The following is a 23,867-nucleotide window of genomic DNA, read 5'->3' as shown; positions in this document are numbered from 1 at the left end:
GACATTAAATTGCTCTAAGGTTACCGCAAAGCCCCATAAACAAATGGAATATCCGTTATTCCTGTACAAACGCTATTTGAACTTTCTCGCGACGTATGAACGTGGCTTGTCTCGATGAATTTCACGTTGAGCAGCAATTGCTCTGTTCTTACCTAACCCTACCTTTATCTGATACCAGGTCTCGTAAAATACGGCCATGCCAGTGCTTGACCACCAAGTCTTGTTGTAAAGTTTCTTATTAGCTGCGACGACATCTGGCGACCGATTCGCACATTCAAGTGCCAACGCATAAGCTTCAGCGTAAGGGTCTTCGGCAATCTTGGTTACCAGCCCATAGTCTTTCGCTGTTTCACAGTCGATCACTTTAGCGGTCATCGCCATTTCTAAGGTGTGATCTTTACGCATTAACTCTCGAAATGCGATGGCGCCTCCCATGTCAGGAATCAAACCCCATTTGGCTTCCAGTATCGAGAAAGTCGCGTCTGGACTGGCCATCCTAAAATCACCACCACTGGCTAATTGAAGGCCTCCTCCCCAACAACGACCATGAATCGCAAAAATGACAGGACATGGGATCTCTCGCCAACCAAGCGAAAAGTGCTGCGCAGCATTAGGTAATGTCGGTAACCATTTGAACAAAAGCTTCATCGCCCCTACTTTACTGTTCAATAACGATTTAACATCTAAACCAGAACAAAAATCGGAACCACTGCCTTTAACAATAACAGCTCGAATATCTCTGCTCTTCTTGAGCTCACTTATCATGTCATTAACGGCTTCAAACATCGCCATATCAATAGCATTGAGCTTATCGGGTCGATTCAACACAACCGTCGCAATTTGGTTTCCATCGATAGAACAAGTAATACGATCGAGGTTTGGCATGGTGGCTACCTTATAAGTGGTCAGACCTTTAGATTATACATTTTATTAACATATGCCAAACTTGCACATTAAGAAGCGAGACCTGTGTTGCTTAACACCGCCCCTTTACACAAACGACATAAATAAAAAAGCAGTGATGGATCGCTCCATTCACTGCTTTTCATTCATAGCTTTTCATTCATAGCTTTTTTGCCAATAGCTTTGATCGCCAGTAGTTTTGAATACCAATAGCTTTGAATACCAGTAGCTTTGATAATCAAGGACTCTCAGTTTTGGGAGAACCTATGTTCTTCGAGATTTCAGTAACAAGAAGATGAAGTAGCTGCCACCAATAATGGAAACTAACGTCCCTGCCGCAAGCTGCGCCGGAAACACCACCACTTGCCCTAACCAGTCAGCAAATAACATGAGTGCAGCACCAATTAAAAACGACAAGATGATCTGTTCTTTAACCAAACGCGCACCCACCATTGCGGCAATATGCGGAGCCAACAAGCCGACAAACGCGACTGGTCCCATGGTGGTTGTCACGACCGAACATAAGATCGCAACAATACACAACAATGCCACGTAGGCGATATTGATATTCAACCCTCTGGCACTCGCGAACTGACGTCCCGCCGCAATTAAGGTCACCCAACGACTCAACAGCAGAGCCACACCAATACAAGCCGTTATCACTATGGCCATAATCATTGCTGACTCAGGTTCAACACGATAGGTAGACCCTGCTAACCAAGCCAATAAAGTGTATTTCCCCTCACCCACTCGCGTTAGAGAGAATTGCACCAAAGCTTCCAATACCGCGGTCAACGAGATACCTGTCAGAATTAGAATAGACGGAGCAAACTGATGCTTCTTTCCAAGAAACAGCAATAAACAAAGTGCAATCGCACTACCTAAAAATGCAACCCACGGGCTTAGTGAGTGAATCGAATAGCCCATGAATAAGCTACTGAAAATCAACGCCAGAACTGCACCCGCCGACACACCAAGAATATCTGGGCTTGCGAGCGGGTTGTAGACCAATCTTTGTAAAATCACACCCGCCACCGCTAAGCCGCCACCAGCGAATATCGCGGTTAACATTCTCGGCCAACGAATAGACCATTCAAATGCGTCTGGAATAACAAAGTAGCCCATATCAGAAGAAGGCTGAGACAATGTACTCAACGCCAACAGCCCCAAGATCATCGTCCCCAACAAGAAGTAAGCCACAGGTGAAATAGACTTTGGACCTTTAGGCATCGAGAAAAACAGCTGATCTTGAGCCGATAATTGCTTTCTCGCAATAATAATCAACGCAGGAGCACCAACCACAGCAGTTGCCGTTCTTGTTGGAATCATGTCCAAAGACCATTGCGCCAAGAAAATCGCCAAGCTGTCAGTGACACACAGCAGTAACGCACCTAATACACAGCTTGCGATGAGTTCAGATTTCGCCTTTAGAAAACCTAGATGTCTAGCAATGTTCGGAGCAATCAAACCGATAAAGCTGATCACGCCCACTGAGGTAATCGATACTGAAACCAACCAAACGCCAACCACCATCAATACAAAGAATGTGGTGCCAATATTGAGCCCGCGCGCTGCTGCCCCTTCTGTGCCGATGGAAAGCAAAGTCAGAACTCGCGGAGCTAAGAAGAATATGGCAAAAATCGGCAACAGCTTAGGCATCAACCAAAGCACTTGTTCCCAACCATTCTGTCCTAGGTCGCCCGCTCCCCACACAAATAGATTTTGTGCGTACTGATCGTTGAGCAGAATAATCGCTGTCGCAAATGCCCCTAGCAACAAGTTGACCGCCATACCCGCCAATACAATTGGCAAGCCGCTCATGTTTTTGATGCCAACAATCGAAACAATCAGCCCCATCGCAAGCAGCGCACCAACTAGAGCAAACCAAACTGAATACTGAGCGACCAACATCGGCGCTACCACATTCAGAATAACCAGACCAAGCCACGCCCCTGATGATGTACCCAAAGTTAACGGGGACATCATGCGGTTCTGCGTCAATTGTTGAAACAAGCTGCCGATAGTGCCAAGTGTTCCGCCGACCAAGATCGCCATCACCAAGCGAGGTAAATTGACATAGGCTAACGCCATCAACTCGAATGAATCATCGACCATTTTATTGAATGTAACGATGTCACTGATCTGTGAGGCTTGTTGAAGCAACTCACCAATAGGGCCAAATTCCGACTGCCCTAACCATAAATGAACAAGGGCAGCACAAAGTAGCGCAGCCCCCATCATAAAACCACTGGATTTCATTACTGCTCCGCTAGCGTCAACAACGATTGCGCCATGGCTTCTGCGTTATACAAGATCGACATTGCACCGCCGTAACTCCAACTTGCCGCGACTGGGCTAAATTGACCCTTGCGAACGAAAGGCATGCTCTTCCAAACCGGAGAACGGTCTAGCTTGTCTTGATATGGGAAAGGTTCAAAGTAAAGCGCAATACCGTTCTTCACGTTCTTAAGCTCGGTCATGCGTTTTTGACTGATGCCCCACTGACTTGCAGGAAGATCCATCGCATTGTCAAAGCCTAGCTGTTCAAGTGCGTATTGTGGAATAGAGTTATCGCCATAAATGAACACCGATGTGGTGCTCGCAAAACGGAAAGAGGTAACTTTCGGTTTGTCGCCCGGATACGCTTTATCTAACTCAGCTTTTAGAACAGCGATACGCTCATCCATTGCGGCCAGCTTTTGGTTCGCTTGTTCTTCTTTACCAAGCAACTGTCCGATCTTCTTTAAATTCTCAATAGCAGCCGCTGCATTGCTGTGTTGTTCGCTGTACGTTTGGTAGTAAAGCACGGGCGCAATTTCAGAAAGTCGTTCCTGAAGATCTTTCTGAGGAGAAGCGATAAGAATCACATCAGGGTTTAGCTTCTTCAAAGCAGAAAAATTCGGCTCAGTTCGAGTGCCAATATCCGCCACGCCTTCTGGAATAGCAGGTTGAACAACCCAATCGGTATAACCTGCAATATCAGGTACCGCTACTGGTGTGACACCGAGTTCAATCACTTGTTCGGCTATGTCCCAGTTCAACGCAGCCACTCTAACAGGCTGAGCTTCAAGGGTTTTAACACCCTCACTGTCTTCAACTTGAAAATTGGCCATCGCATTAAACGATAAAGCGCTCGCCAACACGGATACCACCAGCTTTGCATTCAAGCTCTTTACTTTAGAAAAATGGGAAGCTATTCGTTGTAAATTCATACTGTTGCCTACTCAATCTAAATTCTATATTTCTTCAAACGACAAAAGCAGCCTTAACTAGGCTGCTTTAAATTGGATACACTAACTTAGTTAGAACTCATAGTTGACGCTTAGCTCTACAGACTGCTCAGCACCGAACCAACAGTTCGATTGGTCGTAACACGCGTAATATTCTTCATTGAAAATATTGTTCACGGCTAGGTTGGCAGTCGCACCAGATAAAGTCTCGCTTGCGGCACCTAAGTCATAACCTACAGATAGATCAACCACAGTGTAAGACGGCACTTTGCCTTGTGTATTACTCGCATCCATTTGCATTTCGCCAACGTAACGAGCGCCTGCGCTTAGTCGAGAACCAGCTAGCATCCCTGTAAATACGTTGTAGTTAGCCCATAAGTTCGCAGTATGTTCAGGTACATAGATTGGTGTAGTGCCCTCTAGACCATTGCTCGTATCTTCTGTTATTTCCATATCCACGTAAGTGTAAGCTGCGGCAATATCAAAGTTCTCAGTAGCAAACCAACGACCAGATACTTCAGCACCTTGTGATACCACTTCACCGACTTGAATTCTTGGCCCATAAACATTACTAGGGTCAGTCATTAGCATGTCTTGCTTAGTGATATGGAAGAGAGAAACCGTTGCTTCTTTCGACATATCATCAGACAGGTACTTCACACCAATCTCAGCTTGTTGCGCCATTTCAGGATCAAATTCGTTGCCACTCTTATCAACCCCCGGAGCTGGCTCGAAACTGGTCGCGTAGCTCGCAAATGGAGATAGCCCATTATCAAGTTCGTATAAGCCGCCTACACGATAAGTAAATTGCTTATGATCGGATTCATGAGCGTAGTAATCGCTTTCTGATTTGTAGTGATCAAAACGAGCACCTGCAATTAAGACAAGAGCATCTAAACGAACTTGGTCCTGAAGGTATAAACCAAGCTGACTTGATGTGGTGTCATCAAGATATTCACCCGTTTTTGTTACATCGCTGCGATCGAGGAGATCATTATTAGGATTCAACGGATCGAAGCTATTGAAACCACTTCCGTTCGCACTATAAGACGAGTAATTAACGTCTCCATCCATATTTTGGTAATCAACACCAACTAACACATTGTGCTCTAACGAACCGGCTTTAATAACACCACTCAGCTGGTTATCAATAACAAAACCTTTAAAGCTCTCGTCCGTTGAGTACAACGCACGAGATAATTGATTTGGGGTGCTCGGATCATAACTAAGATGGTAGGTATTCTCTTGGTACAGAGATGCATCGGTATAACGAGCATTTTGTAAGAAGGTCCAATTATCATTGAAGTCATGGTTAATTTTATAACCAACCATCAACACTTCACGTTCAAATTTACTCCAGTTCTTATCTCCCATAGAAACCGATGGATCACTCGCTTTTAACACATCTAAAGGCATTGCTGAGTTAATGCCCATTGAAGGATCATTCTGGTAGTAAAGGTTGAAATTGATTAGTGTTTTGTCGCTTACTTGCCAATCTACAGAAGGAGCAATTAAGTAACGCTCTTCTTCAGCGTTATCAACTTGGCTATCTTGTTTACGAGCAAGTGCTATTAAGCGGTATGAGAAATCGCTGTCACCAAATTGTCCCGTCGTATCAATAGAAGCTTCTTGTAGGTTTCGAGAACCCGTTGCAACGCCAACCTTCGTTGACTGCTCAGTTTGTGGAGTTTTAGCGATCATATTCACCATACCGCCTGGTGGCATTGCACCGTACAGAACTGATGTTGGACCTTTAAAAATCTCAACTTGTTGCATTGCGATAGGGTCAATCTGTGGCTGCAAGTTCCAACCATTCAAGAACTGAAGCGAAAGGCCATCGTAGTAGTTAACGTTGTTCGTGTTAAAACCACGGATAGAGTAAGAATCAAACATGGCTACAGAACCACCACGGTTTTCAGTTACAACACCCGGTGCATAACGAAGGGCTTGGTTCAAAGATTGAACACCTCGTTGCTCTAACTGTTCTTCATCAATAACCGTAATACCTTGAGGCGTCTCTTCTGGCTCAAGTGCCGACTTGGTTGCTGTATTACGATAGGCTTTACCCATGATAGTGACAGTCTCGATGTTCGAGTCTGCCGCTGTAACGGTTTCTTCCGCCAACGCTTGCGCTGCGAACGCAGTCAGCAACGCTACTGCCAATGATGAATACTTAAAACGAGTGTGAGTGGTCATAATTCCCTCGGTACCAATGCTTAATATAAATAATAATAAATCTCATTTGCATTGTATGTATCTAGAGGTGGGATAATTAACAATTTGGTGCAAATTCAAAAAGAACTTGACCTATTTTTAGCAGAAAACGGTCAATTGGTGATTTAAAAGACAATTGACCCTATTGATAGGAAGACTTTGCTAGAAGATAGTAAGCGGGAATATGACTACGATTTAATAATAGGAACCCAGTACTCCATTTCAGCGTCAGAGGCATTTGCTTGGTAGGCAAACGGGTACACTTCAAGCTCATATCCATCAACGCCACGATAACCTGAACTTGGCATCCAATTCAGCACAAACCAACTCAAGGTGTGTCGTAAATTCTCAATTGGACCACAGTGCTTCACTACAGCATAAGTTTGCTTAGGAACCGTCAGTACCTCTAACCTTTCAGAGATAATACTCGGTAATTGCGGGATTGAAATTCCTTCCTGAAGCTCAACCCCTGCCCAATAGTGAATATTCGTGCCGTCAAAGCAAGACTGAGTCAGGTCAACCACGCCAATGAACTGGAGCACGTTGTCGTCAGGGATCTCAACCTCGCCTTCTAAACGTGACCATAGCTGAGGGACTTTCTGAGCGAAGTCTTGCGTGAGTGAAAACAAACCACTGATTTCTGATGTCATACCTTTCACTAGGAAAGACTCTCTTTCATCAATGCGCACTTCCACAAAGCTTAACGCCCCTTTTTCAGAAGTACTCGCTGTTTCAGATACTTGTATCGGCTTTCTTAGCCCAACTCTTTTGCCTGCTTTTCTATACTGACTTGGGCTAGACCCAAACATCTGCTTAAACGAGCGGCTAAAGCTTATTTCTGAATTGAACCCGAGCCCAAGAGCAATATCTATCACGCGCTCTTTTCCATCAAGCAGGTGTTCTGCAGCTTGGCTTAACTTTAGCTCTCTCACATAGTTAGCCACAGTAAGCCCTGTTTCGGCTTGAAACACTCTTTGAAGCTGCCAACGAGACCAACAGCTTTGTGTCGCAATATCTTCTAACGATAGCGAGGAGCTAAGGTTCGAATGGATATAGGTCAAAACGCGACTGATACGACCAAATGCAGGTGTGTTCATATTTAAGCTTTCATATTCTCTATAGTTGACAGCGACATATTCGATTCACCAATACTTTTATCATTTAAAACGGCTTTTATCACTTAAAAATGTACAGCCTGCCCACACTTTATAAATCTCAAAAACGTCAAAAGCACCGAGTAGATGCTCCATTTTGTATGGTTATCCTAGATTATGTCCGTTATGATAACGCAACTGATTCTCATTTATTGATTTAAGATGCTTCCCCAACTGCACAATATTATCACTCGTCGGAAAGCCCCGTCTCTACATCAGAAAATCTTCGCTTACTCAAAAGAAGTTACCCCGTATTTAAGCGGAAGCTTTGGCGCACTTAATAGCAAGAGCATTGCGATAACAAATGAGAATAGCCATAAAGAACTCAAACGAGTTTACGATGGGCTTGCGCAAAGCCACCCTGAAGCAGGCAAAGCGTATTGGTTAACGCGTACGTGGGATCTCGTGTGCTGGCAGCCTATCTATGTGACCTTCATTTCTATCTATGGGCTTCATTCACTGCCCGATATCAAGAACATCGGTCAGTTTAGGTACAAAGAATTTGTCACAGGCTACCGTTTCTTTAATGGTGATCATCAACACGGTTCACCAGAAGAACTGATTCCACAAGCGGGCAAAGCTATTCTTGCACTAACAGAGTTTTATCGTAGCCAGATTAGCGAATGGACACGTATTCGTCCGGGGTTTACCAATCATCTACTTGCTGATCTATTACTAGGCAGCTTGATAAAACTTCAGCAGCACGAACCAAGCCTGACTAATGATTATATCACTGAGCAAGCTAAGCTTTGGTTAGAAGCATGCCAATTGCCTGAAAGTCATTTAGACAGCCTTAAGGTCGATGCCCATTCAGGAATGCTAAAACTGATCAGAGTCAGTTGCTGCCTCGTTTATAAGTGCGATTCAAGAAAGTACTGTGACGATTGTCCTAGGCACCCTGACAACAAAAAAACGGCTAAATAACAACCACCACTTTAAAGACCAGTGCGACAAATTTGCTTTCATTAAGCATCGCTATTGGTCTCGATACAGGACCGACATGTTCCAGCTTTCAAACATCAACATCGTTCGAGACAACCGAACCATTCTCTCAGTTGACGATCTCACTATTCCGACCGATGAACTGACCGTAGTTCTTGGTCATAACGGTTCTGGCAAATCCACGCTCGTTAACTTGCTATCAGGACAAATGTCACCGGATCACGGCACCGTTGAGTTCGAGGGTTCTTCTCTTTCTTCACTCCAAAGCAAAGACTTAGCAAAGAAAATTGCCTATTTACCGCAAAAACTTCCCGCTTCTGCAGGTTTAACCGTAGAAGAGCTGGTTCGTTTAGGGCGTTTCCCATGGAGAGGCGCACTAGGTCGTTGGAATTCAGAAGACAAATCGATTATCCAACAAGCGATGGAAAGAACAGGTGTCACTGAATTCTCACAAGCTTTGGCGGATGATTTGTCTGGAGGAGAACGTCAACGAGCATGGGTCTCTATGTTACTAGCTCAGCAGTCACCGGTATTGATCCTTGATGAACCGACCTCTGCATTGGATGTTCATCATCAGTTTCAGCTAATGGGCTTACTGTCTGAACTCAACAAAAAAGAAGATGTTGGGGTGATCGTTATTTTGCACGATTTGAACCTAGCGCTTCGTTACGCGACGCATATTGTCGCCCTGAAAAAAGGTCAGATTGCGTTCGAAGGCAGCGCGGATAAGTTGCTTGATGAACAAGCGCTATCGGCTTTGTATGAGTCCCCTATCCGACTGATCGATCATCCAGTTCCAGCCAATACTGCAGCAAGTGAGAAGGTTGCAGTCGTCTGTGAATAGTTCTGGTATTTCAGTTTAAATCTAAGCTCTAAGCTCTAAGCTCTAAGCTCTAAGCTCTAAGCTCTAAGCTCTAAGCTCTAAGCTCTAAGCTCTAAGCATAATAAAGGCCATTGAAATCATAAACTTCAATGGCCTTTTCGTTTTTCACTCGCTAGCTAGCTAAATAATAAATAATTAAATAATTAAATAATTAAATAATTAAATAACCAAATAACTAGCTAAGCTGGGACTGTCTCGCTTCTTGGCTACTGAAACCACGTAAAATATTAAACAGGGTAATCAGTGTGAACAACATGATGACAAGCGATAGATGCCACACTTCTCCTAGCCCTAATTGAACTAGCCCCATACTCACCATTGAAGACACCACCATCTGCCCTCCGCCGGACATCGCAGCAGCCGCGCCAGCGTTCTTCTTATAAGGCAACATCACCAAGGCCTGAGCACAAGGTAACGCAATACCATTGCCAAGAATCATCAAGAACTGGCCAAGCATTAAATACAGTGGCTCAAGTGGACAAAAGAAAAGCCATAACGCCGCAGCAACATGTAATACAGGTGTGCATAACAGAGTTTTCTTGTTGCCCAGCATAGGGCGAATACGGTTACATAAGCTTGTTCCGCCCAGCATGCCTAATGCAGGAATCACCGCCCACATCGCGTATTCATCTGACGTCATGCCAATCTGGTTTTGCATGATAAATGGCATCACTGATACGGTGGTGATCATCAAGCTAAAGTTAAGCCAACCGATACTCGCAAAGCTCATAAAATAACGAGAAGTAAGTAACTCTTTATATTGAGAAACCATTTTCTTCGGTGAAGGAATAGCTGAAACCTGAGTGACGGTTTCCTTAAACTTGAACGCCAATACCACCCAAGCCAATGAGACATAGCCAAGTAGTGAGATAAACACCATACTCCAGCCAAAGTGGAAGTTAATAAACCCACCGATAACAGGCGCGATCAAAGGTGTTATAGACGCAACCATCGCAATATAAGACATCGCCAAAGGCAAGTCTGCACCGTTGAATCTATCGCGCGTCGAAGCGCGAGCAAGTACAGCGCAACAGCCGGTTCCTAGGCCTTGCAGAAATCGCCCCATAACCATATTGGTAAACGAATGGCTGAAGAAAATGATCATCAATAGTCCCAGCATGGCGATTAGTAATCCGCTCAGCAGTACTTTCTTGCGCCCGAGAGCATCGGAAATAGGGCCATAAATAAACTGGGAAGGCCCAAAACCTAATAGGTACACGCTCACCAAAAGCTGAGCTTGCTCTAGTGATACATCGAAGTCTTTGGCGATCCAAGGTAGTGATGGGAACACAAGACCCATACTGAGCTGACCGATACTGATGACCAAACACGCAAGTAAGATCGATTTAAAATCAAATCGACGACTCATCGTTTAATACGTCCGTTCGAAGAAAAAACGTGCGTATCTAACTCACAACATAAAAACAGAGAAAATAGCGGAAACGCTGCTGGCGAGTTGTTCATAATGCTCCGACTGGATCAAATAGAGAAAGGCACAGTAAACATACGTGAGCTTGTATAATCATACAATAGGCGTTCAACTAAATATGTGAATAGTCACTTTTCAGCAACCTCAGCTTTCCGCCTGCCCACGACAAGCGCTAGACTAACACTAGATGCTCATAATCAAGGGACTTCAATGAACACTCATCACCGTATTTTTTCATGTGCTTTGGCGCTGCTTTCCCTTGCTCCTACAACGTCAGCCTTTGCATGGCAGGCAGAGAAGATCACCGACGGACTCGTGATCCCTTGGGGGTTGGCTTATATCAACGACAACTCCATGCTAGTAACAGAAAAATCAAGCGTCATTAAACACATTGATTTAAAGACCGGCGATCAAAACACATTGTTCAGGCTGCCAAATGTTTGGGCGAAAGGCCAAGGTGGATTATTGGATATCGCACTCTCCCCTTTTGAAAACGGAAGGTTCTACGTCACTTATAGTAAAGACGTCGATGGTGAAGGTGTAACGACACTGGCTTCTGCTAATTACAGTAATAATGAAATCACTAATTGGACAGACGTGTTCGTGTCGAAATCCAGAACGGACACAGGGCGTCACTTTGGTAGCCGTATCACCTTTGATGAGAGCCACCTGTATTTTTCAATCGGCGATCGTGGTGACAGGGACAACGGCCAAGACACCATGACTCATGCTGGCTCAATATTGCGATTAAATGCCGATGGAAGCACGCCAAGCGATAACCCATTCACTGACAACAACAAGGTACTCAATGAGATTTGGAGCTATGGCCATCGTAATCCACAAGGGTTGTTCTATGATGCCCCGACTCAAAAGCTTTGGTCGATTGAACACGGCCCGCGCGGTGGTGATGAAATCAACCTAATAAAAGCAGGCGCCAACTATGGATGGCCAGTCACATCGCACGGAAAAGAGTATTGGGGCCCAATTAGCGTTGGCGAGTCTAAAACCAAAGATGGTATTGAAGCGCCTAAAAAAGTCTACGTTCCTTCAATCGCTCCGGGGAACTTGATTGTTTACCAAGGCGATAAATACCCAGAGTTAAAAGGAAAGCTGCTGGCTGGCGCTCTTAAGCTTACTCACATTAATATTGTGACAGTCAATGAACAAGGTGAGGCAATCAAGGAAGAGCGTATTTTAGAAGACTTAGGCGAAAGGATAAGAGACATCGAAACTTCACCAAGCGGCGACATCTTTTTCAGTACCGATAATGGCAACCTGTACCGCTTGAAAAAGTAGTCTAGTTCTCGTTCAAGTAAAGACATTTTCCTTATAACGACAGTGATAAATATAAGCCGTTAAAAGTGGGCTCAACACCCAGTTAGCGGCTTCTAATTTGCAAAAAGAAATGCGCTAAAACAGTGCATTCACTCCAAATTCGTCATCAATTTCGACCACCATTTTCACAAAAATGACAACAAATCACCATATAACTGTAACTCCATGATATTTAAGGAATGCAAAGTTTGACTACCCCCAAGTTTCTGCAACCTTTCACTATGGATTCGATTGACTATCCCCTGATTTGATTTAGACTTCATCTCGGCTAGAAAGAAAGTTCTTTGTATATAAACATTTCGTTGGATTACTAGTAACCCCGTTGTGTTGTACGCAATAGCAATAAACTTTTCCACGCTATCAGTGCCACAATTGGCTCATAATAAAAATTTAATTTTAGGATATCATCATGTCTAACACAGTTACTGGTAAAGTAAAATGGTTCAACGAAACTAAAGGCTTCGGCTTCATCGAGCAAGAAAACGGCCCAGACGTATTCGCACATTTCTCGGCAATCACAGGCGACGGTTTCAAAACTCTTGCTGAAGGCCAACAAGTTGAGTTCACTGTATCTCAAGGTCAAAAAGGCCCTCAAGCTGACAGCATCAAAGTACTTTAATTTAGTATTTTAAAGCTTTCTAAAAATAGCCAGCCTCTGCTGGCTATTTTTTTACCCGCTATTCAGAGATTTAAGGTAACATCCTCCCACTATTTCTATCTCAGTATGTAGTGGTCTAATGATCCCGGACACCAAATTAGGTGGTAAAGTCTCCACCATAAATGAGGTGTTCAATGACAAAACGACAACGACGTACATTTTCTACTGAGTTCAAAATAGATGCTGCAAGTTTGATTCTTGATCAAGGGTACTCCATACCTGAAGCCGCTAACTCTATGGGCGTAGGTGAAACGGCTTTACGGCGATGGGTCGACCAACTCAAAGTTGAGCGAGGAGGGATGACTCCAACGACTAAAGCCCTCACGCCTGAGCAAAAGAAAACCCAAGAGTTAGAAGCCCGGATTAACCGGCTAGAACGAGAAAAATCCATATTAAAAAAAGCCACCGCTCTCTTAATGTCGGACGAACTCGAACGTTCTCGTTAATAGACAAGTTGAGGGAGCACGAATCGGTCAAAATGCTTTGCGAACTGTTCAACGTAGCTTCGTCTTGTTACTACGAGTTTAAGCAACGCAAGCCGGATGCCAGTCGCATTCGTCTAGCTAGCCAAATTAAAGAACTCTTCAACATGAGTCGAGGCTCTGCTGGCAGTCGTACTCTTGTCTCAATGCTGAGCGAAAAAGGCATAAAAGCCGGACGATTCAAGGTTCGCCAGATAATGCGTGAAGCTGGTTTAATGAGTAAACAGCCAGGTTCGCATCGATATAGACATGCAAAAGCAGAAAGGCTAGATATTCCAAATCTACTGAAGCGTGAGTTTTCTGTCAGTACTCCGAATCGTGTTTGGTGTGGCGATATTACTTATATTTGGTCAGGTTCGAAGTGGACCTATTTAGCGGTAGTGCTTGATCTATTTAGCCGACGCGTTGTGGGGTGGTCTTTATCCGATAAGCCCGATACCGAATTAGTATCTAAAGCTTTGGAGATGGCCTGGGAGCAACGAGGATGTCCGAAGAACGTGATGTTCCATTCAGATCAAGGCTGCCAATATAGCAGCCGTAAATATCGCCAAAGACTTTGGCGATATCGTATAACTCAAAGCATGAGTCGTCGTGGTAATTGTTGGGACAACGCTCCCATGGAGCGGCTATTTAGAAGCTTGAAAACCGAGTGGATACCAGCAACAGGTTACCTGACACAAGCTCAAGCTAAGAAAGACATCAGCCATTACCTGATGAGTTACTATAATCGGCAACGGCCTCACCAAGCAAATGATGGGCTGTCGCCAGTAAATGCCGAAAATCGGCTTAAGTCAGTGTCCGGAATTTGTTGACCACTACAGACACCCTATCAATGGCTCTCAAACCGACAATCTATAAGTTTCACTAAAATACGCCACTCCCCACCCTACCTAGTAATAGCCACATACACGATTATTTTCAAACACTTAATGTAAGTAACAACCTAGAAGAACTTTAATAAACTGCTATAATCTCTGAACCTTGGTACACCTTTTGTACCCCTCAAATCACCCTTTTGGTACACCTCAGAGGCACACGTTCATGGCATCTTATAGTATTGAAAAGCGAACTCTAGCAAGCGGCGAATCTCGCTACAAAGCCACTGTTACGGTGAAACATCGAAGCAAAATTGCTCAACGTTTTTCCAAAACTCATAAGAAGAAAACACTCGCTACTGCCTGGGCGAAAAATGAAGTCCGAAAGATAGAAGAAGGTGAAGCTCAAGACCGTTCTGTACCTATTGGCCAGCTGCTAGACATGTTCATTGAAAACAAAAACCTCTGGGACAATACTGGCCGATCTAAACGGCTTTGTTGCGTAATTCAATGGAACTAAATTCAGAACCTACGACCTGATCTGCTACGCCCACTATCTCTCGTAGCCCCATGCCTAAACCACGTTACAAAACAACCAACTGGAAGCAATACAACCAATCACTTATTAACCGTGGCTCTTTGACCTTTTGGATTGATGAAGAGGCGATAAGTGGGTGGGCGCAAAGCAAACAGAATAAGCGTGGGAGGCCGCGTCGGTTCAGTGATTTAGCCATCACAACAGCACTCATGGTGAAACGAGTTTTTTCTATGCCGCTAAGAGCGCTACAAGGATTTATCGACTCGATATTTAGGTTAGCCCATGTACCGTTAAGTTGTCCGCATTACACTTGTATCAGCCGTAGAGCCAAGCAAATTGAGGTCTCATTTAAGACTAAAACGAGAGGTGTGATACAGCACCTAGCCATTGATGCGACAGGCCTTAAGGTTTATGGTGAAGGAGAATGGAAAGTCAAAAAACACGGGACAGATGGCAGGCGCAGAGTCTAGCGAAAGCTGCATATTGCCGTCGATACAAGCACTCATGAAATTATTGCAGCCGAGCTAAGTTTATCGACGGTTACGGATGGGGAAGTTCTCCCAAATTTACTGAAACAAACACGCCGAAGTATCCTCGAGGTAACTGCTGATGGGGCTTATGACACGAGAGCGTGTCACGCTGCTATTAAGATTAAGGGAGCCATTGCGCTTATTCCCCCAAGAGAAGGGGCAGCCTTCTGGGACCGGGGTCACCCTAGAAACCTCGCCGTGGGTTGTCAGAAGTTATACGGCTCAAATAAGTATTGGAAAAAGCGGTATGGATACCACAAACGTTCACTCTCAGAAACCGCGATGTATCGAGTTAAACAGTTGCTAGGAGGGCAATTGAGCTTAAGAGATTACAATGCCCAGGTGGGTGAAACTTACGCGATGATAAAAGCGTTGAACAAGCTTACTGGGTTAGGTATGCCTGAAACTTATCGTATTGACTAAGAAACACACGAAACGGGTGGCTCTGTCTCTAAACTGAATTACGCAACAAAGCCAAGTGCCAAAACGGATTATTTAAAAGGGAGATTAGAATCATGCTAGTGACATGCCCGAAATGTGGAAGCAAAACTCGTATTGCGACCTCACGTTCCATCAGTTCAGAAACGCGAGAGCTGTATTGCCAGTGCTTAAATTTACATTGCGGAAGTGCATTTGTTTCGCATCTTTCGTTTTCACATGTAATCGAGTCTACGGGAGAAAACCAGATCCAGACCTGCAGCCAGAGTTATGTAAAGGTGAATTGAACCAGATGGACATCTTTGAATAAGTTGTTTGTACTTCCACAAGTGGGGCTTGTGAAAGTACCAGTCAAGATTGGTTACGGTTGTATTGGAGGAGATGCTTGGAATAAACCATCAAGTGAATAGCGTTCAACAACTGTGACAAAAACGTAATCCGGTTTCCATTCTTGAATTAACTGTTCGAGCGCTTGTGTACCTAAAAGCTTACTCCAGTTTTGCTTCAAGATATGCCCAAAGGTAGCTGTCATATAAGGAGCTAAAGCGTTCCCATATGAATCACTTAACCATAGTACTTTTTTGTTATTGAGTGCCTTTGGTGTTGTGATTAAGTACAGGTCATCCCTATTCCCGTATAATGGTGCAGTGCCTTTGTATACCACCGAATCTTTGTTGTAATCACTTATGACATGACTTAACTGCAAATTGTTTGCTTCTGTTATTGGATTAGGATCAGAATATAGACTGCCAACTCGGAGAAATCTTGTAAGGTCACCATGGACATATGAATCATTCCGTATGACATTACTCCAATTAAGAGGAGGTAAAACTAGGCCTTCATTATTGATTCGTAACATAAACTCATTGAAAGCAACTCCCGCACCGTAATAATTCCAATGCGTATCAGTCTTGTAGTATAAATCTTGAGTATTTATAACGTCAGATATTGTATGCCTAACGTCAATGTAGATTCCACTGTCATACAGCGTTTGCGATATCGATTCGTTACTGGTTTTTGCCCATAGAGGTAGATATTCGTTGTAAATTGTACTCTTATTTGGCCCGACTAATATTTTATAGTCTTTTACACCGTTCTTTTGAAAGTACTTATCCCAGAGTATCTGTGATTCTATGATTGCTTCTGAGCGTTCCTGAACTTCTACAGTCTGAAAACCTGCACGGTAAGCTGAAATTGTTTTTTGGTGGTCATCGCCTAAAAAGAACCACCCATCTTTTCCAACAACAACGGAGTTAGGTTTGATGCTTATCCCTAGAGGAACTAAATATGGGTTTATTTTCCTTTCAATAACATCAAGTGAATAAAGGAACTTTGTGTTAGTTAGATTTTCCTTTGTAAATCCACCTGAATAAACATTTACAATCGGCAGTATTGATAAAATAACACTGATTAATAAGAAAAATATTTTAATATTGGCTCTATTGTTCAATGAGATTTTCCTTATTAAAAGTTGAAATATAGAAACACACTTGAAGATGAGCTTCTGATAATATAAATGGATACTGCAAACAAAAAGGCCGCTGAAATCATTTTTCCTATCCCAACTTCTCTTTGTATCAATTCATATGAATTAGTTTTAGACAATAGATAAAAAGAAAAAGAGATAGCAGAGAATGGGATTGCATTTACGGCTACCATATTAGGAAGAATACCAAATAGAAGGTCAAAATTAGTGCCAATCCATGACAATTTGTTAGAAGCTATTCCCTCTATTGGTTTATCTATTAGATTGAGCCCGCTCATACTAGATAATAGGTTTACGGCGGTTGTAAGGTTTTCCGCCCTAAAAAAGACCCATGTCATATTGATGAATATAAACGTTGTCAGCCAAGCTAACCATGTTGGCATGTTTCCGCCAACAGATTTCCACATTCTGTGCAATACGAGAGCCATGCCATGTAACGCTCCCCAGATAACGAACATCCAGCTAGCACCATGCCATAACCCACCAATTAGAAATGTAATGAAAAGGTTGCTGTAAGTCGCTAGTTCTTTTTTCTTACTCCCACCAAGAGGGATGTATATGTAATCCCTAAGGAACCTTCCTAATGTTATGTGCCATCTACGCCAAAAATCTTGGATATCTAGTGATTTATAAGGCGAGTTAAAGTTGATTGGTAGCTTTATGTTGAATAGCAACGCAGCGCCCATCGCCATGTCGCAGTAACCACTGAAATCAAAGTACAACTGAAAAGAGTAGCTCAAGCTCGTTAGCCAAGCTTCGTAGAATGATAATGTCGCGGAGTTATAGAATCCTGCATCAGCCCATATAGAAAATGTATCAGCTATGGCAATTTTCTTAAACAAGCCGATAGAAAATATAAATAAACCAAGCGAGATATTTTTGCTTCTAGGAGCAAGATTCCATTTTGAATTAAATTGCGGCATCATTTCTTTATGATGAACTATCGGACCCGCAATTAATTGTGGAAAAAAAGTCACAAATAGCGAGTAGTTCAAGAGGTCATATTCTTTAGTTTCTTTTCTGTAGCTGTCAACTAAGTACGCTATTTGCTGAAATGTGAAAAAACTAATAGCGAGTGGAAGAGCGATGTTAGTATTTTCAAATGGCTGGGATAATAATAAATTCACATTCCCAATGATAAAGTTAGTGTACTTAAAGTAGCCAAGTAAAGCTATATTTGTTATCACTCCAAAAGCCAAAAGAGACGACTTTTTAATGCCTTTATCTTTCTTGGTTAGATGACTTCCTAAAGCAAAATTGAACGCCAATGAGCCGAGAATAATGGGAAGGTAGGATGGCTCCCATCTAGCATAAAATATAAGACTAGCGACCACTAACCACATCTTCGCGCAAGTATATAGTCGATACTTTGCTAGTATGAAATATATACAAAAGCAGATGGGTAAAAAGATGAATATGAAATTTATAGAACTGAATAGCATAGGGACGTTACAAAGTGATAATCGAACTGGGAATGATACACTACTTGAACTGTACGTCTTTGATTTTTTATATAAACGAACAAAAACGATCTCGGACGATCTCTAAATTTCCAATCTAAAACAGCCCTGATGTAGATACATCGAGGGCTGTGTTCCAATACAACTACCGAAATGAAATGCGGGGCTTTGTTGCGTAATTCAATGGAACTAAATTCAGAACCTACGATCTGATCTGCTACGTCCACTATCTCTCGTAGCCCCATGCCTAAACCACCTTACAAAACAACCAACTAGAAGCAATACAACCAATCACTTATTAACCGTGGCTCTTTGACCTTTTGGATTGATGAAGAGGCGATAAGTGGGTGGGCGCAAAGCAAACAGAATAAGCGTGGGAGGCCGCGTCGGTTCAGTGATTTAGCCATCACAACAGCACTCATGGTGAAACGAGTTTTTTCTATGCCGCTAAGAGCGCTACAAGGATTTATCGACTCGATATTTAGGTTAGCCCATGTACCGTTAAGTTGTCCGCATTACACTTGTATCAGCCGTAGAGCCAAGCAAATTGAGGTCTCATTTAAGACTAAAACGAGAGGTGTGATACAGCACCTAGCCATTGATGCGACAGGCCTTAAGGTTTATGGTGAAGGAGAATGGAAAGTCAAAAAACACGGGACAGATGGCAGGCGCAGAGTCTAGCGAAAGCTGCATATTGCCGTCGATACAAGCACTCATGAAATTATTGCAGCCGAGCTAAGTTTATCGACGGTTACGGATGGGGAAGTTCTCCCAAATTTACTGAAACAAACACGCCGAAGTATCCTCGAGGTAACTGCTGATGGGGCTTATGACACGAGAGCGTGTCACGTTGCTATTAAGATTAAGGGAGCCATTGCGCTTATTCCCCCCAAGAGAAGGGGCAGCCTTCTGGGACCGGGGTCACCCTAGAAACCTCGCCGTGGGTTGTCAGAAGTTATACGGCTCAAATAAGTATTGGAAAAAGCGGTATGGATACCACAAACGTTCACTCTCAGAAACCGCGATGTATCGAGTTAAACAGTTGCTAGGAGGGCAATTGAGCTTAAGAGATTACAATGCCCAGGTGGGTGAAACTTACGCGATGATAAAAGCGTTGAACAAGCTTACTGGGTTAGGTATGCCTGAAACTTATCGTATTGACTAAGAAACACACGAAACGGGTGGCTCTGTCTTTAAACTGAATTACGCAACAAAGCCTCACTCCTTTACTGTATGACTTCTTCGTAAAATTCGATTACTTGTATGCGCTGCCGCAAGCAAACACGCCACTAAGCGCCGAAAAGTCAGAAGTACTACTTTCAGACCAAGACTTGATTGACGAAGTGCACCTTACTGTCATGTGATCCCTTTCTTGTTAGTTCATCATAAGTGCTTAAAATAATTGGGGTGTACCAAAAAAACCATCTTGCTAGCTAACTGCCCCACTTCGTTTATACTAGGCACAACTTATCTATAGGCTGTGATTTCAAAAAACTCATTGGTACACCTATAGTACACCTCACCCGATTGGAACCCTTACATAACATGGCCCTCAAACCGACAATCTATAAGTTTCGTATCTCTTTAACCGATATGAATCGCGACTATTACGACTCTTTTAATCTAACGGTTGCACAACACCCTTCTGAAACAGAACAGCGCATGATGGCTCGTATTATTGCTTTCTGTATCAATGCATCTCCTGAACTTGAGTTCACTAAAGGGTTGTCTAGCATTGAAGAACCCGATTTATGGCAGAAGTCGTTAGATGACCAAATCTTAGAGTGGATTGATGTTGGCGAACCCGATCCAGAACGCGTTAAGAAAGCGACTCGCTTATCTAAGTCTGTGAGCGTGTTCAGCTTCAACACTAAATCGAATGTTTGGTGGGAACAGAACAAAGGTAAATTCGGTTACCTGAAAGCTCAGATCGTTCGTCTAGACAACGATGGTATTGAGCAGCTAGCGGCGATGACACAACGTACGATGGATCTTTCAGTGATGCTGTCGGGTAACTCTGCGTTCGTAAACAGCGACACTCAATCTGCAGAAGTAACGTGGGAAGAGCTACAGAGTAATGACTGAGATCCAAACTCAGACTGAACCTCAGCGCCAAACTAAGCTCGAAGCGTGTTTGCAGCTCGCAGGTCTCGATTCAGTCAAAGCGCTGACGACGGGCTATGAAAAAGAGTTAAAGTCATTTATTGATGACAACCATGCTCTGTTTAAGCACGCTTGCGAGAACAAGCCAGACAACTCTGCACGTCAGACGTTGCTTGGTCTGTTAACCAAGGTACATATCGATGCAAGCTATCGCTTTGAAAGCAATAAAGAAGCGAATGAGGCGATGCAAAATGTATTCGATAATACAGTGAGCACTGAGCACAGCGACAAGTTTCAAAACTCTAACGCTCAGCAGTTAAAGTTAATCACTCATTTGTGGTTGTTCATTCAAGGACGACTAGGAATGGATTACAGCCTTGCCAATGATCATGCTGCTGTAGCCGCTACGCTGTTGTCTCGCATATCGAGAAGCAGTGATGATGAGATTCGCGTTGAGTTTATGGCCAGTTTTTATGATGGTTTGAACCTCTATCAAGCTGAGAATAAGCCGTCCGGTTTTGTTCACCACTTTAAGCGTTTGTTTAATCTTACTTAAGCATTCCACCAGCGGCTGTACCCAAATTTGCGCTTTATAGATTCTGTAGAGCGCATCTAATTTCCGTTCCAACCAACCCACATCGAAAATGCAGATTCCCTATTACGCTCGTTCCTCACTTTAGGGAATGACGACACTTCATTACAAGCACAAAAAAGCCCCCACAAGATGCCGCGTTTCAGCATCGTTGTTTATCCGATTACAATCCAAAAACCATACATTAGAAACGAACAAAGTTTTGTTGTGATAATGATCCTTCCCATAAAACGACGAATTAAAGCTACGTATATGACAAGGTTATTTTACAAATATAACTTATCAATTTATTCAAAAAGTGCATATTTTTCAGATAATTATTCTCAAATGGAAATGATCATTTATGTGACGAGCGGAAGCATTTTTTCCTATGATGATAAGTACACTGACTTTTATAAAATGATAATAAAAAACCTGCAAATACAACTAACGTTAACTTTAAATTATCTTGTTTTATAAGCGGAGAATTAAAATGAAAATATGGTCTGTATCCTTTCTTGCAACTGCAGTAGCTGTCGCTCTAAGCAGTAATGCGATAGCTTGTACTGGGCTTATTGTTGGTAAAGGAGCCTCGAGCGACGGTAGCATTATGATTGCTCGTAATGAAGATTTTGGCATTAACAACTGGAACAAATACCTAAAGTATCGACCTGCGCAAGATAACCAAGAAGGTGACTGGCAGTTAGGTAACGGATTAATTGTTCCAATGCCAAAGCACTTCTTTGCTTACTCAGCGATACCAGACTGGGATGCGGATACCGTTAATCGCGATGGAAAGTTCTATGAAGAACGTGGGATTAATGAACACAACGTTGCCATTTCAGCAACAACCAGCGCAGAAATAAACGACAAAGTCGCCAAAATAGATCCTTTAATCGATAATGGCGTAATCGAAGCCATTATACCTACGCTAATCCTTCCTCAGGCAGAAAACGCAAAACAAGCCGTAGAGTTACTCGGTCATTACATCGAAACCTATGGTGCTGGCGAAGGTAACAGTCTCTATATTGCAGACACCAATGAGGCGTGGTTATTTGAAATTGGTTCAGGTCACCATTGGATTGCTGTAAAAGTGCCAGATGACAGTTACGCCATGATTGCAAATGGCTTGCGTGTACATGATGTAAACTTGGCAAACAAAGAAGTACTGCATTCAAAAGATATATTCGAGTTTGTAGAACAACACAAACTGCTTGATAACGCAGATAAAAAATCTTTCAATTTTGCTAAAGCATTCGGAGTTATTGGTGATGAGTATAATATCGATCGTGAATGGTTAGGCCAAAAAATGCTTACACCTTCGCTGCATCAACAAAGTCGCATGACGCAATACCCTTTGTTTATGAAGCCAGATACAAAAATCTCAGTTGAAGATGTGGCAGAAGTACTTAGCGCGACTTATAAAGATACGATTTTGGAAGGAAAATCGAAACGACCAATTAGAGTTGAGCGTCAACTAGAGTCGCATATTATTCAGCTTCGCCCTGAGATGCCAGAAGAGCTTCAAGGTATTATTTGGCAAAGCTTCGGCGTGTTACCAGAATCTGTTTTAGTGCCGTTATACTCAACCCTACAAGATTACCCCAAAGCGTACCAAGTAGGCGATGATAACTACAGCGATGACTCTGCTTATTGGCAGTTCCGTAGCTTAACCGCCCTCGCTTCTGCAAACCCAGACAAGTATTTACCAGTACTAAAAGCAACTTGGGACAAAGAAGAAACTCAACTATACAAGCAGGTCGCACACTTAGATAAAACGTTAACAGACATGTATAAAGTAGATAAACAAGCGGCTCTGAACATGGCTGCCGACTACTCATACGGACAGCTTATGCGTACATTGGATATGGCAACTGAGCTTAGATACAAAATGATTACAGATTTGACTAAAAGCACAGAGAAGAAATACTCAGAGGAAGAATTTAAGAAAATAGTCAATCTGTAGGTTTATGAAGCAACCAATAAAAACGGAGCATAATGCTCCGTTTTTTGTTCTTAATAGGTTTAGTTCTAACGCAGGCCGTGTAAGAACTCGTGGCGCGTTGCTGGATTTGATCTGAAGATACCACCCAATGCGGTTGTCGTCGTTTCACTAGTAGCGTCCATTACACCGCGAGATTTAACGCAGTAGTGAACCGCATCCATGGTTACAGCAACATCATCCGTTTCTAGTAGCGTTTGCAATGCTACAAGGATTTGCTGTGTCATGCGCTCTTGAACTTGTGGACGCTGAGCAAAGAAACGAACGATTCGGTTGATCTTCGAAAGACCAATGATCTTACCTTGAGGAATGTAAGCTACTGCGGTTTTACCATCAATGGTGACTAAGTGATGCTCACATGTGCTGGTTACGGTAATGTCTTTTACTCGTACCATCTCACGAACACCCATCTTGTTTTCGATCACGGTGATTTTAGGGAAATTGGCGTAATCCAAACCAGAGAAAATCTCATCCACATACATTTTCGCAATACGTTGTGGTGTTTCTTCCAGACTGTCATCTGCAAGATCAAGTTCAAGGAGAGTGAGAATCTCACGCATATGGTGTTCGATTCGTTCCTTTTTCTCTTCTCGGCTAACCTGGTTAGGACGCATTGGTGTCTCTAATCCGCGGCTTGCTAGCGCATCTTTAACCAACTTCGCTGATTCGCTAAGACCTGACATTGAACTTCCTC

18 protein-coding genes and 3 pseudogenes are annotated in these 23,867 nt (G+C 43.1%); 12 read left to right on the top strand and 9 right to left on the bottom strand.

The features are described 5' to 3' along the window. Positions 1–72 precede the first annotated feature (72 nt). The 5 genes from DUN60_RS19600 to DUN60_RS19580 all read right to left on the bottom strand — a co-directional run bounded on the left by DUN60_RS19600 (position 73) and on the right by DUN60_RS19580 (position 7,444). Positions 73–885, bottom strand: a complete 813-nt coding sequence (locus DUN60_RS19600; protein WP_114635142.1) for a crotonase/enoyl-CoA hydratase family protein — start codon at positions 883–885, stop codon at positions 73–75. 282 nt (positions 886–1,167) lie between these two features. Further along, a complete protein-coding gene (gene fhuB, locus DUN60_RS19595) occupies positions 1,168–3,162 on the bottom strand; it encodes a Fe(3+)-hydroxamate ABC transporter permease FhuB (protein WP_114635140.1) in 1,995 nt (664 codons plus the stop codon). Then, the gene (locus DUN60_RS19590) at positions 3,162–4,115 is read right to left on the bottom strand and encodes an iron-siderophore ABC transporter substrate-binding protein (RefSeq protein WP_114635138.1); all 954 of its coding nucleotides are present in this window, start codon (positions 4,113–4,115) and stop codon (positions 3,162–3,164) included. Before DUN60_RS19590 ends, fhuB begins: the two co-directional genes overlap by 1 nt. Positions 4,116–4,205: 90 nt before the next feature. Next, the gene (locus DUN60_RS19585; RefSeq protein WP_114635136.1) at positions 4,206–6,329 is read right to left on the bottom strand and encodes a TonB-dependent siderophore receptor; all 2,124 of its coding nucleotides are present in this window, start codon (positions 6,327–6,329) and stop codon (positions 4,206–4,208) included. 206 nt (positions 6,330–6,535) lie between these two features. Next, the gene (locus tag DUN60_RS19580; protein ID WP_114635134.1) at positions 6,536–7,444 is read right to left on the bottom strand and encodes an AraC family transcriptional regulator; all 909 of its coding nucleotides are present in this window, start codon (positions 7,442–7,444) and stop codon (positions 6,536–6,538) included. A gap of 219 nt (positions 7,445–7,663) precedes the next feature. On the opposite strand from DUN60_RS19580, the gene DUN60_RS19575 reads away from it, so the two are divergent. Both DUN60_RS19575 and DUN60_RS19570 read left to right on the top strand, forming a co-directional pair. Beyond that, the gene (locus tag DUN60_RS19575) at positions 7,664–8,425 is read left to right on the top strand and encodes a siderophore ferric iron reductase (protein WP_114635132.1); all 762 of its coding nucleotides are present in this window, start codon (positions 7,664–7,666) and stop codon (positions 8,423–8,425) included. 76 nt (positions 8,426–8,501) lie between these two features. Then, positions 8,502–9,287, top strand: a complete 786-nt coding sequence (locus tag DUN60_RS19570; protein ID WP_114635130.1) for an ABC transporter ATP-binding protein — start codon at positions 8,502–8,504, stop codon at positions 9,285–9,287. A gap of 214 nt (positions 9,288–9,501) precedes the next feature. Here DUN60_RS19570 and DUN60_RS19565 read toward each other — a convergent pair whose 3' ends face one another. Further along, positions 9,502–10,695, bottom strand: a complete 1,194-nt coding sequence (locus DUN60_RS19565; protein WP_114635128.1) for a multidrug effflux MFS transporter — start codon at positions 10,693–10,695, stop codon at positions 9,502–9,504. A 270-nt stretch (positions 10,696–10,965) separates the two neighbouring features. On the opposite strand from DUN60_RS19565, the gene DUN60_RS19560 reads away from it, so the two are divergent. The 6 genes and pseudogenes from DUN60_RS19560 (at position 10,966) to DUN60_RS19530 (ending at position 15,861) form a co-directional block, all read left to right on the top strand. Continuing rightward, complete coding sequence (locus DUN60_RS19560; protein WP_114635126.1) at positions 10,966–12,051, top strand: PQQ-dependent sugar dehydrogenase; 1,086 nt, start codon at positions 10,966–10,968, stop codon at positions 12,049–12,051. 448 nt (positions 12,052–12,499) lie between these two features. Further along, positions 12,500–12,709 carry a cold-shock protein gene (locus DUN60_RS19550; RefSeq protein WP_004731543.1) on the top strand — a complete coding sequence of 70 codons (210 nt, stop codon included), beginning with the start codon at positions 12,500–12,502 and terminating at the stop codon, positions 12,707–12,709. A gap of 173 nt (positions 12,710–12,882) precedes the next feature. Continuing rightward, a protein-coding gene (locus DUN60_RS19545) for an IS3 family transposase (protein ID WP_114635123.1) occupies positions 12,883–14,042 on the top strand; the annotation gives its coding sequence in 2 pieces (ribosomal slippage) (positions 12,883–13,150 and positions 13,150–14,042; 1,161 coding nt in all). Between the two features lie 229 nt (positions 14,043–14,271). Continuing rightward, on the top strand, positions 14,272–14,565 hold the full coding sequence (locus DUN60_RS19540; protein ID WP_244212244.1) for a hypothetical protein: 294 nt from the start codon (positions 14,272–14,274) through the stop codon (positions 14,563–14,565). A gap of 50 nt (positions 14,566–14,615) precedes the next feature. Then, positions 14,616–15,536: pseudogene (locus DUN60_RS19535) on the top strand (IS5 family transposase). A 92-nt stretch (positions 15,537–15,628) separates the two neighbouring features. Beyond that, positions 15,629–15,861 (top strand): annotated as a pseudogene (locus DUN60_RS19530) (Ogr/Delta-like zinc finger protein). Between the two features lie 51 nt (positions 15,862–15,912). Here the strand turns inward: DUN60_RS19530 and DUN60_RS19525 are convergent. Together DUN60_RS19525 and DUN60_RS19520 are read right to left on the bottom strand one after the other, a co-directional pair. After that, positions 15,913–17,001 (bottom strand): alginate O-acetyltransferase AlgX-related protein, encoded by a 1,089-nt coding sequence (locus DUN60_RS19525; RefSeq protein WP_162808240.1) that lies wholly within the window; start codon positions 16,999–17,001, stop codon positions 15,913–15,915. A 14-nt stretch (positions 17,002–17,015) separates the two neighbouring features. Continuing rightward, a complete protein-coding gene (locus DUN60_RS19520; RefSeq protein ID WP_279627922.1) occupies positions 17,016–18,371 on the bottom strand; it encodes an MBOAT family O-acyltransferase in 1,356 nt (451 codons plus the stop codon). 423 nt (positions 18,372–18,794) lie between these two features. Here DUN60_RS19520 and DUN60_RS19515 point away from each other — a divergent pair. The 4 genes and pseudogenes from DUN60_RS19515 to DUN60_RS19500 all read left to right on the top strand — a co-directional run bounded on the left by DUN60_RS19515 (position 18,795) and on the right by DUN60_RS19500 (position 23,137). Further along, a pseudogene (locus DUN60_RS19515) lies at positions 18,795–19,662 on the top strand (IS5 family transposase). A 380-nt stretch (positions 19,663–20,042) separates the two neighbouring features. Beyond that, positions 20,043–20,582, top strand: coding sequence for a YaeQ family protein (locus tag DUN60_RS19510; RefSeq protein ID WP_004731545.1), 540 nt, complete (start codon positions 20,043–20,045; stop codon positions 20,580–20,582). Beyond that, the gene (locus DUN60_RS19505; RefSeq protein ID WP_114635117.1) at positions 20,575–21,156 is read left to right on the top strand and encodes a hypothetical protein; all 582 of its coding nucleotides are present in this window, start codon (positions 20,575–20,577) and stop codon (positions 21,154–21,156) included. Before DUN60_RS19510 ends, DUN60_RS19505 begins: the two co-directional genes overlap by 8 nt. 508 nt (positions 21,157–21,664) lie before the next feature. Then, positions 21,665–23,137 (top strand): C69 family dipeptidase, encoded by a 1,473-nt coding sequence (locus DUN60_RS19500; RefSeq protein ID WP_114635115.1) that lies wholly within the window; start codon positions 21,665–21,667, stop codon positions 23,135–23,137. Between the two features lie 65 nt (positions 23,138–23,202). On the opposite strand, the gene folE is transcribed toward DUN60_RS19500, so the two are convergent. Then, positions 23,203–23,856 (bottom strand): GTP cyclohydrolase I FolE, encoded by a 654-nt coding sequence (gene folE, locus DUN60_RS19495; protein ID WP_004731548.1) that lies wholly within the window; start codon positions 23,854–23,856, stop codon positions 23,203–23,205. Positions 23,857–23,867 lie beyond the last annotated feature (11 nt).

Source organism: Vibrio splendidus, assembly GCF_003345295.1.
GTDB classification, from domain to species: Bacteria; Pseudomonadota; Gammaproteobacteria; order Enterobacterales; family Vibrionaceae; genus Vibrio; species Vibrio splendidus_K.
The sequence above is the reverse complement of the archived record's forward strand: the minus strand, read 5'-3'. Positions and strand labels throughout refer to the sequence as shown.

Excerpts from the sequence above, each read along its gene's own strand:
- DUN60_RS19600 (WP_114635142.1), bottom strand. The coding sequence starts at position 885 with ATGCCAAACCTCGATCGTATTACTTGTTCTATCGATGGAAACCAAATT.
- fhuB (WP_114635140.1), bottom strand. The coding sequence starts at position 3,162 with ATGAAATCCAGTGGTTTTATGATGGGGGCTGCGCTACTTTGTGCTGCC.
- DUN60_RS19590 (WP_114635138.1), bottom strand. The coding sequence starts at position 4,115 with ATGAATTTACAACGAATAGCTTCCCATTTTTCTAAAGTAAAGAGCTTG.
- DUN60_RS19585 (WP_114635136.1), bottom strand. The coding sequence starts at position 6,329 with ATGACCACTCACACTCGTTTTAAGTATTCATCATTGGCAGTAGCGTTG.
- DUN60_RS19580 (WP_114635134.1), bottom strand. The coding sequence starts at position 7,444 with ATGAACACACCTGCATTTGGTCGTATCAGTCGCGTTTTGACCTATATC.
- DUN60_RS19575 (WP_114635132.1), top strand. The coding sequence starts at position 7,664 with ATGCTTCCCCAACTGCACAATATTATCACTCGTCGGAAAGCCCCGTCT.
- DUN60_RS19570 (WP_114635130.1), top strand. The coding sequence starts at position 8,502 with ATGTTCCAGCTTTCAAACATCAACATCGTTCGAGACAACCGAACCATT.
- DUN60_RS19565 (WP_114635128.1), bottom strand. The coding sequence starts at position 10,695 with ATGAGTCGTCGATTTGATTTTAAATCGATCTTACTTGCGTGTTTGGTC.
- DUN60_RS19560 (WP_114635126.1), top strand. The coding sequence starts at position 10,966 with ATGAACACTCATCACCGTATTTTTTCATGTGCTTTGGCGCTGCTTTCC.
- DUN60_RS19550 (WP_004731543.1), top strand. The coding sequence starts at position 12,500 with ATGTCTAACACAGTTACTGGTAAAGTAAAATGGTTCAACGAAACTAAA.
- DUN60_RS19540 (WP_244212244.1), top strand. The coding sequence starts at position 14,272 with ATGGCATCTTATAGTATTGAAAAGCGAACTCTAGCAAGCGGCGAATCT.
- DUN60_RS19510 (WP_004731545.1), top strand. The coding sequence starts at position 20,043 with ATGGCCCTCAAACCGACAATCTATAAGTTTCGTATCTCTTTAACCGAT.
- DUN60_RS19505 (WP_114635117.1), top strand. The coding sequence starts at position 20,575 with ATGACTGAGATCCAAACTCAGACTGAACCTCAGCGCCAAACTAAGCTC.
- DUN60_RS19500 (WP_114635115.1), top strand. The coding sequence starts at position 21,665 with ATGAAAATATGGTCTGTATCCTTTCTTGCAACTGCAGTAGCTGTCGCT.
- folE (WP_004731548.1), bottom strand. The coding sequence starts at position 23,856 with ATGTCAGGTCTTAGCGAATCAGCGAAGTTGGTTAAAGATGCGCTAGCA.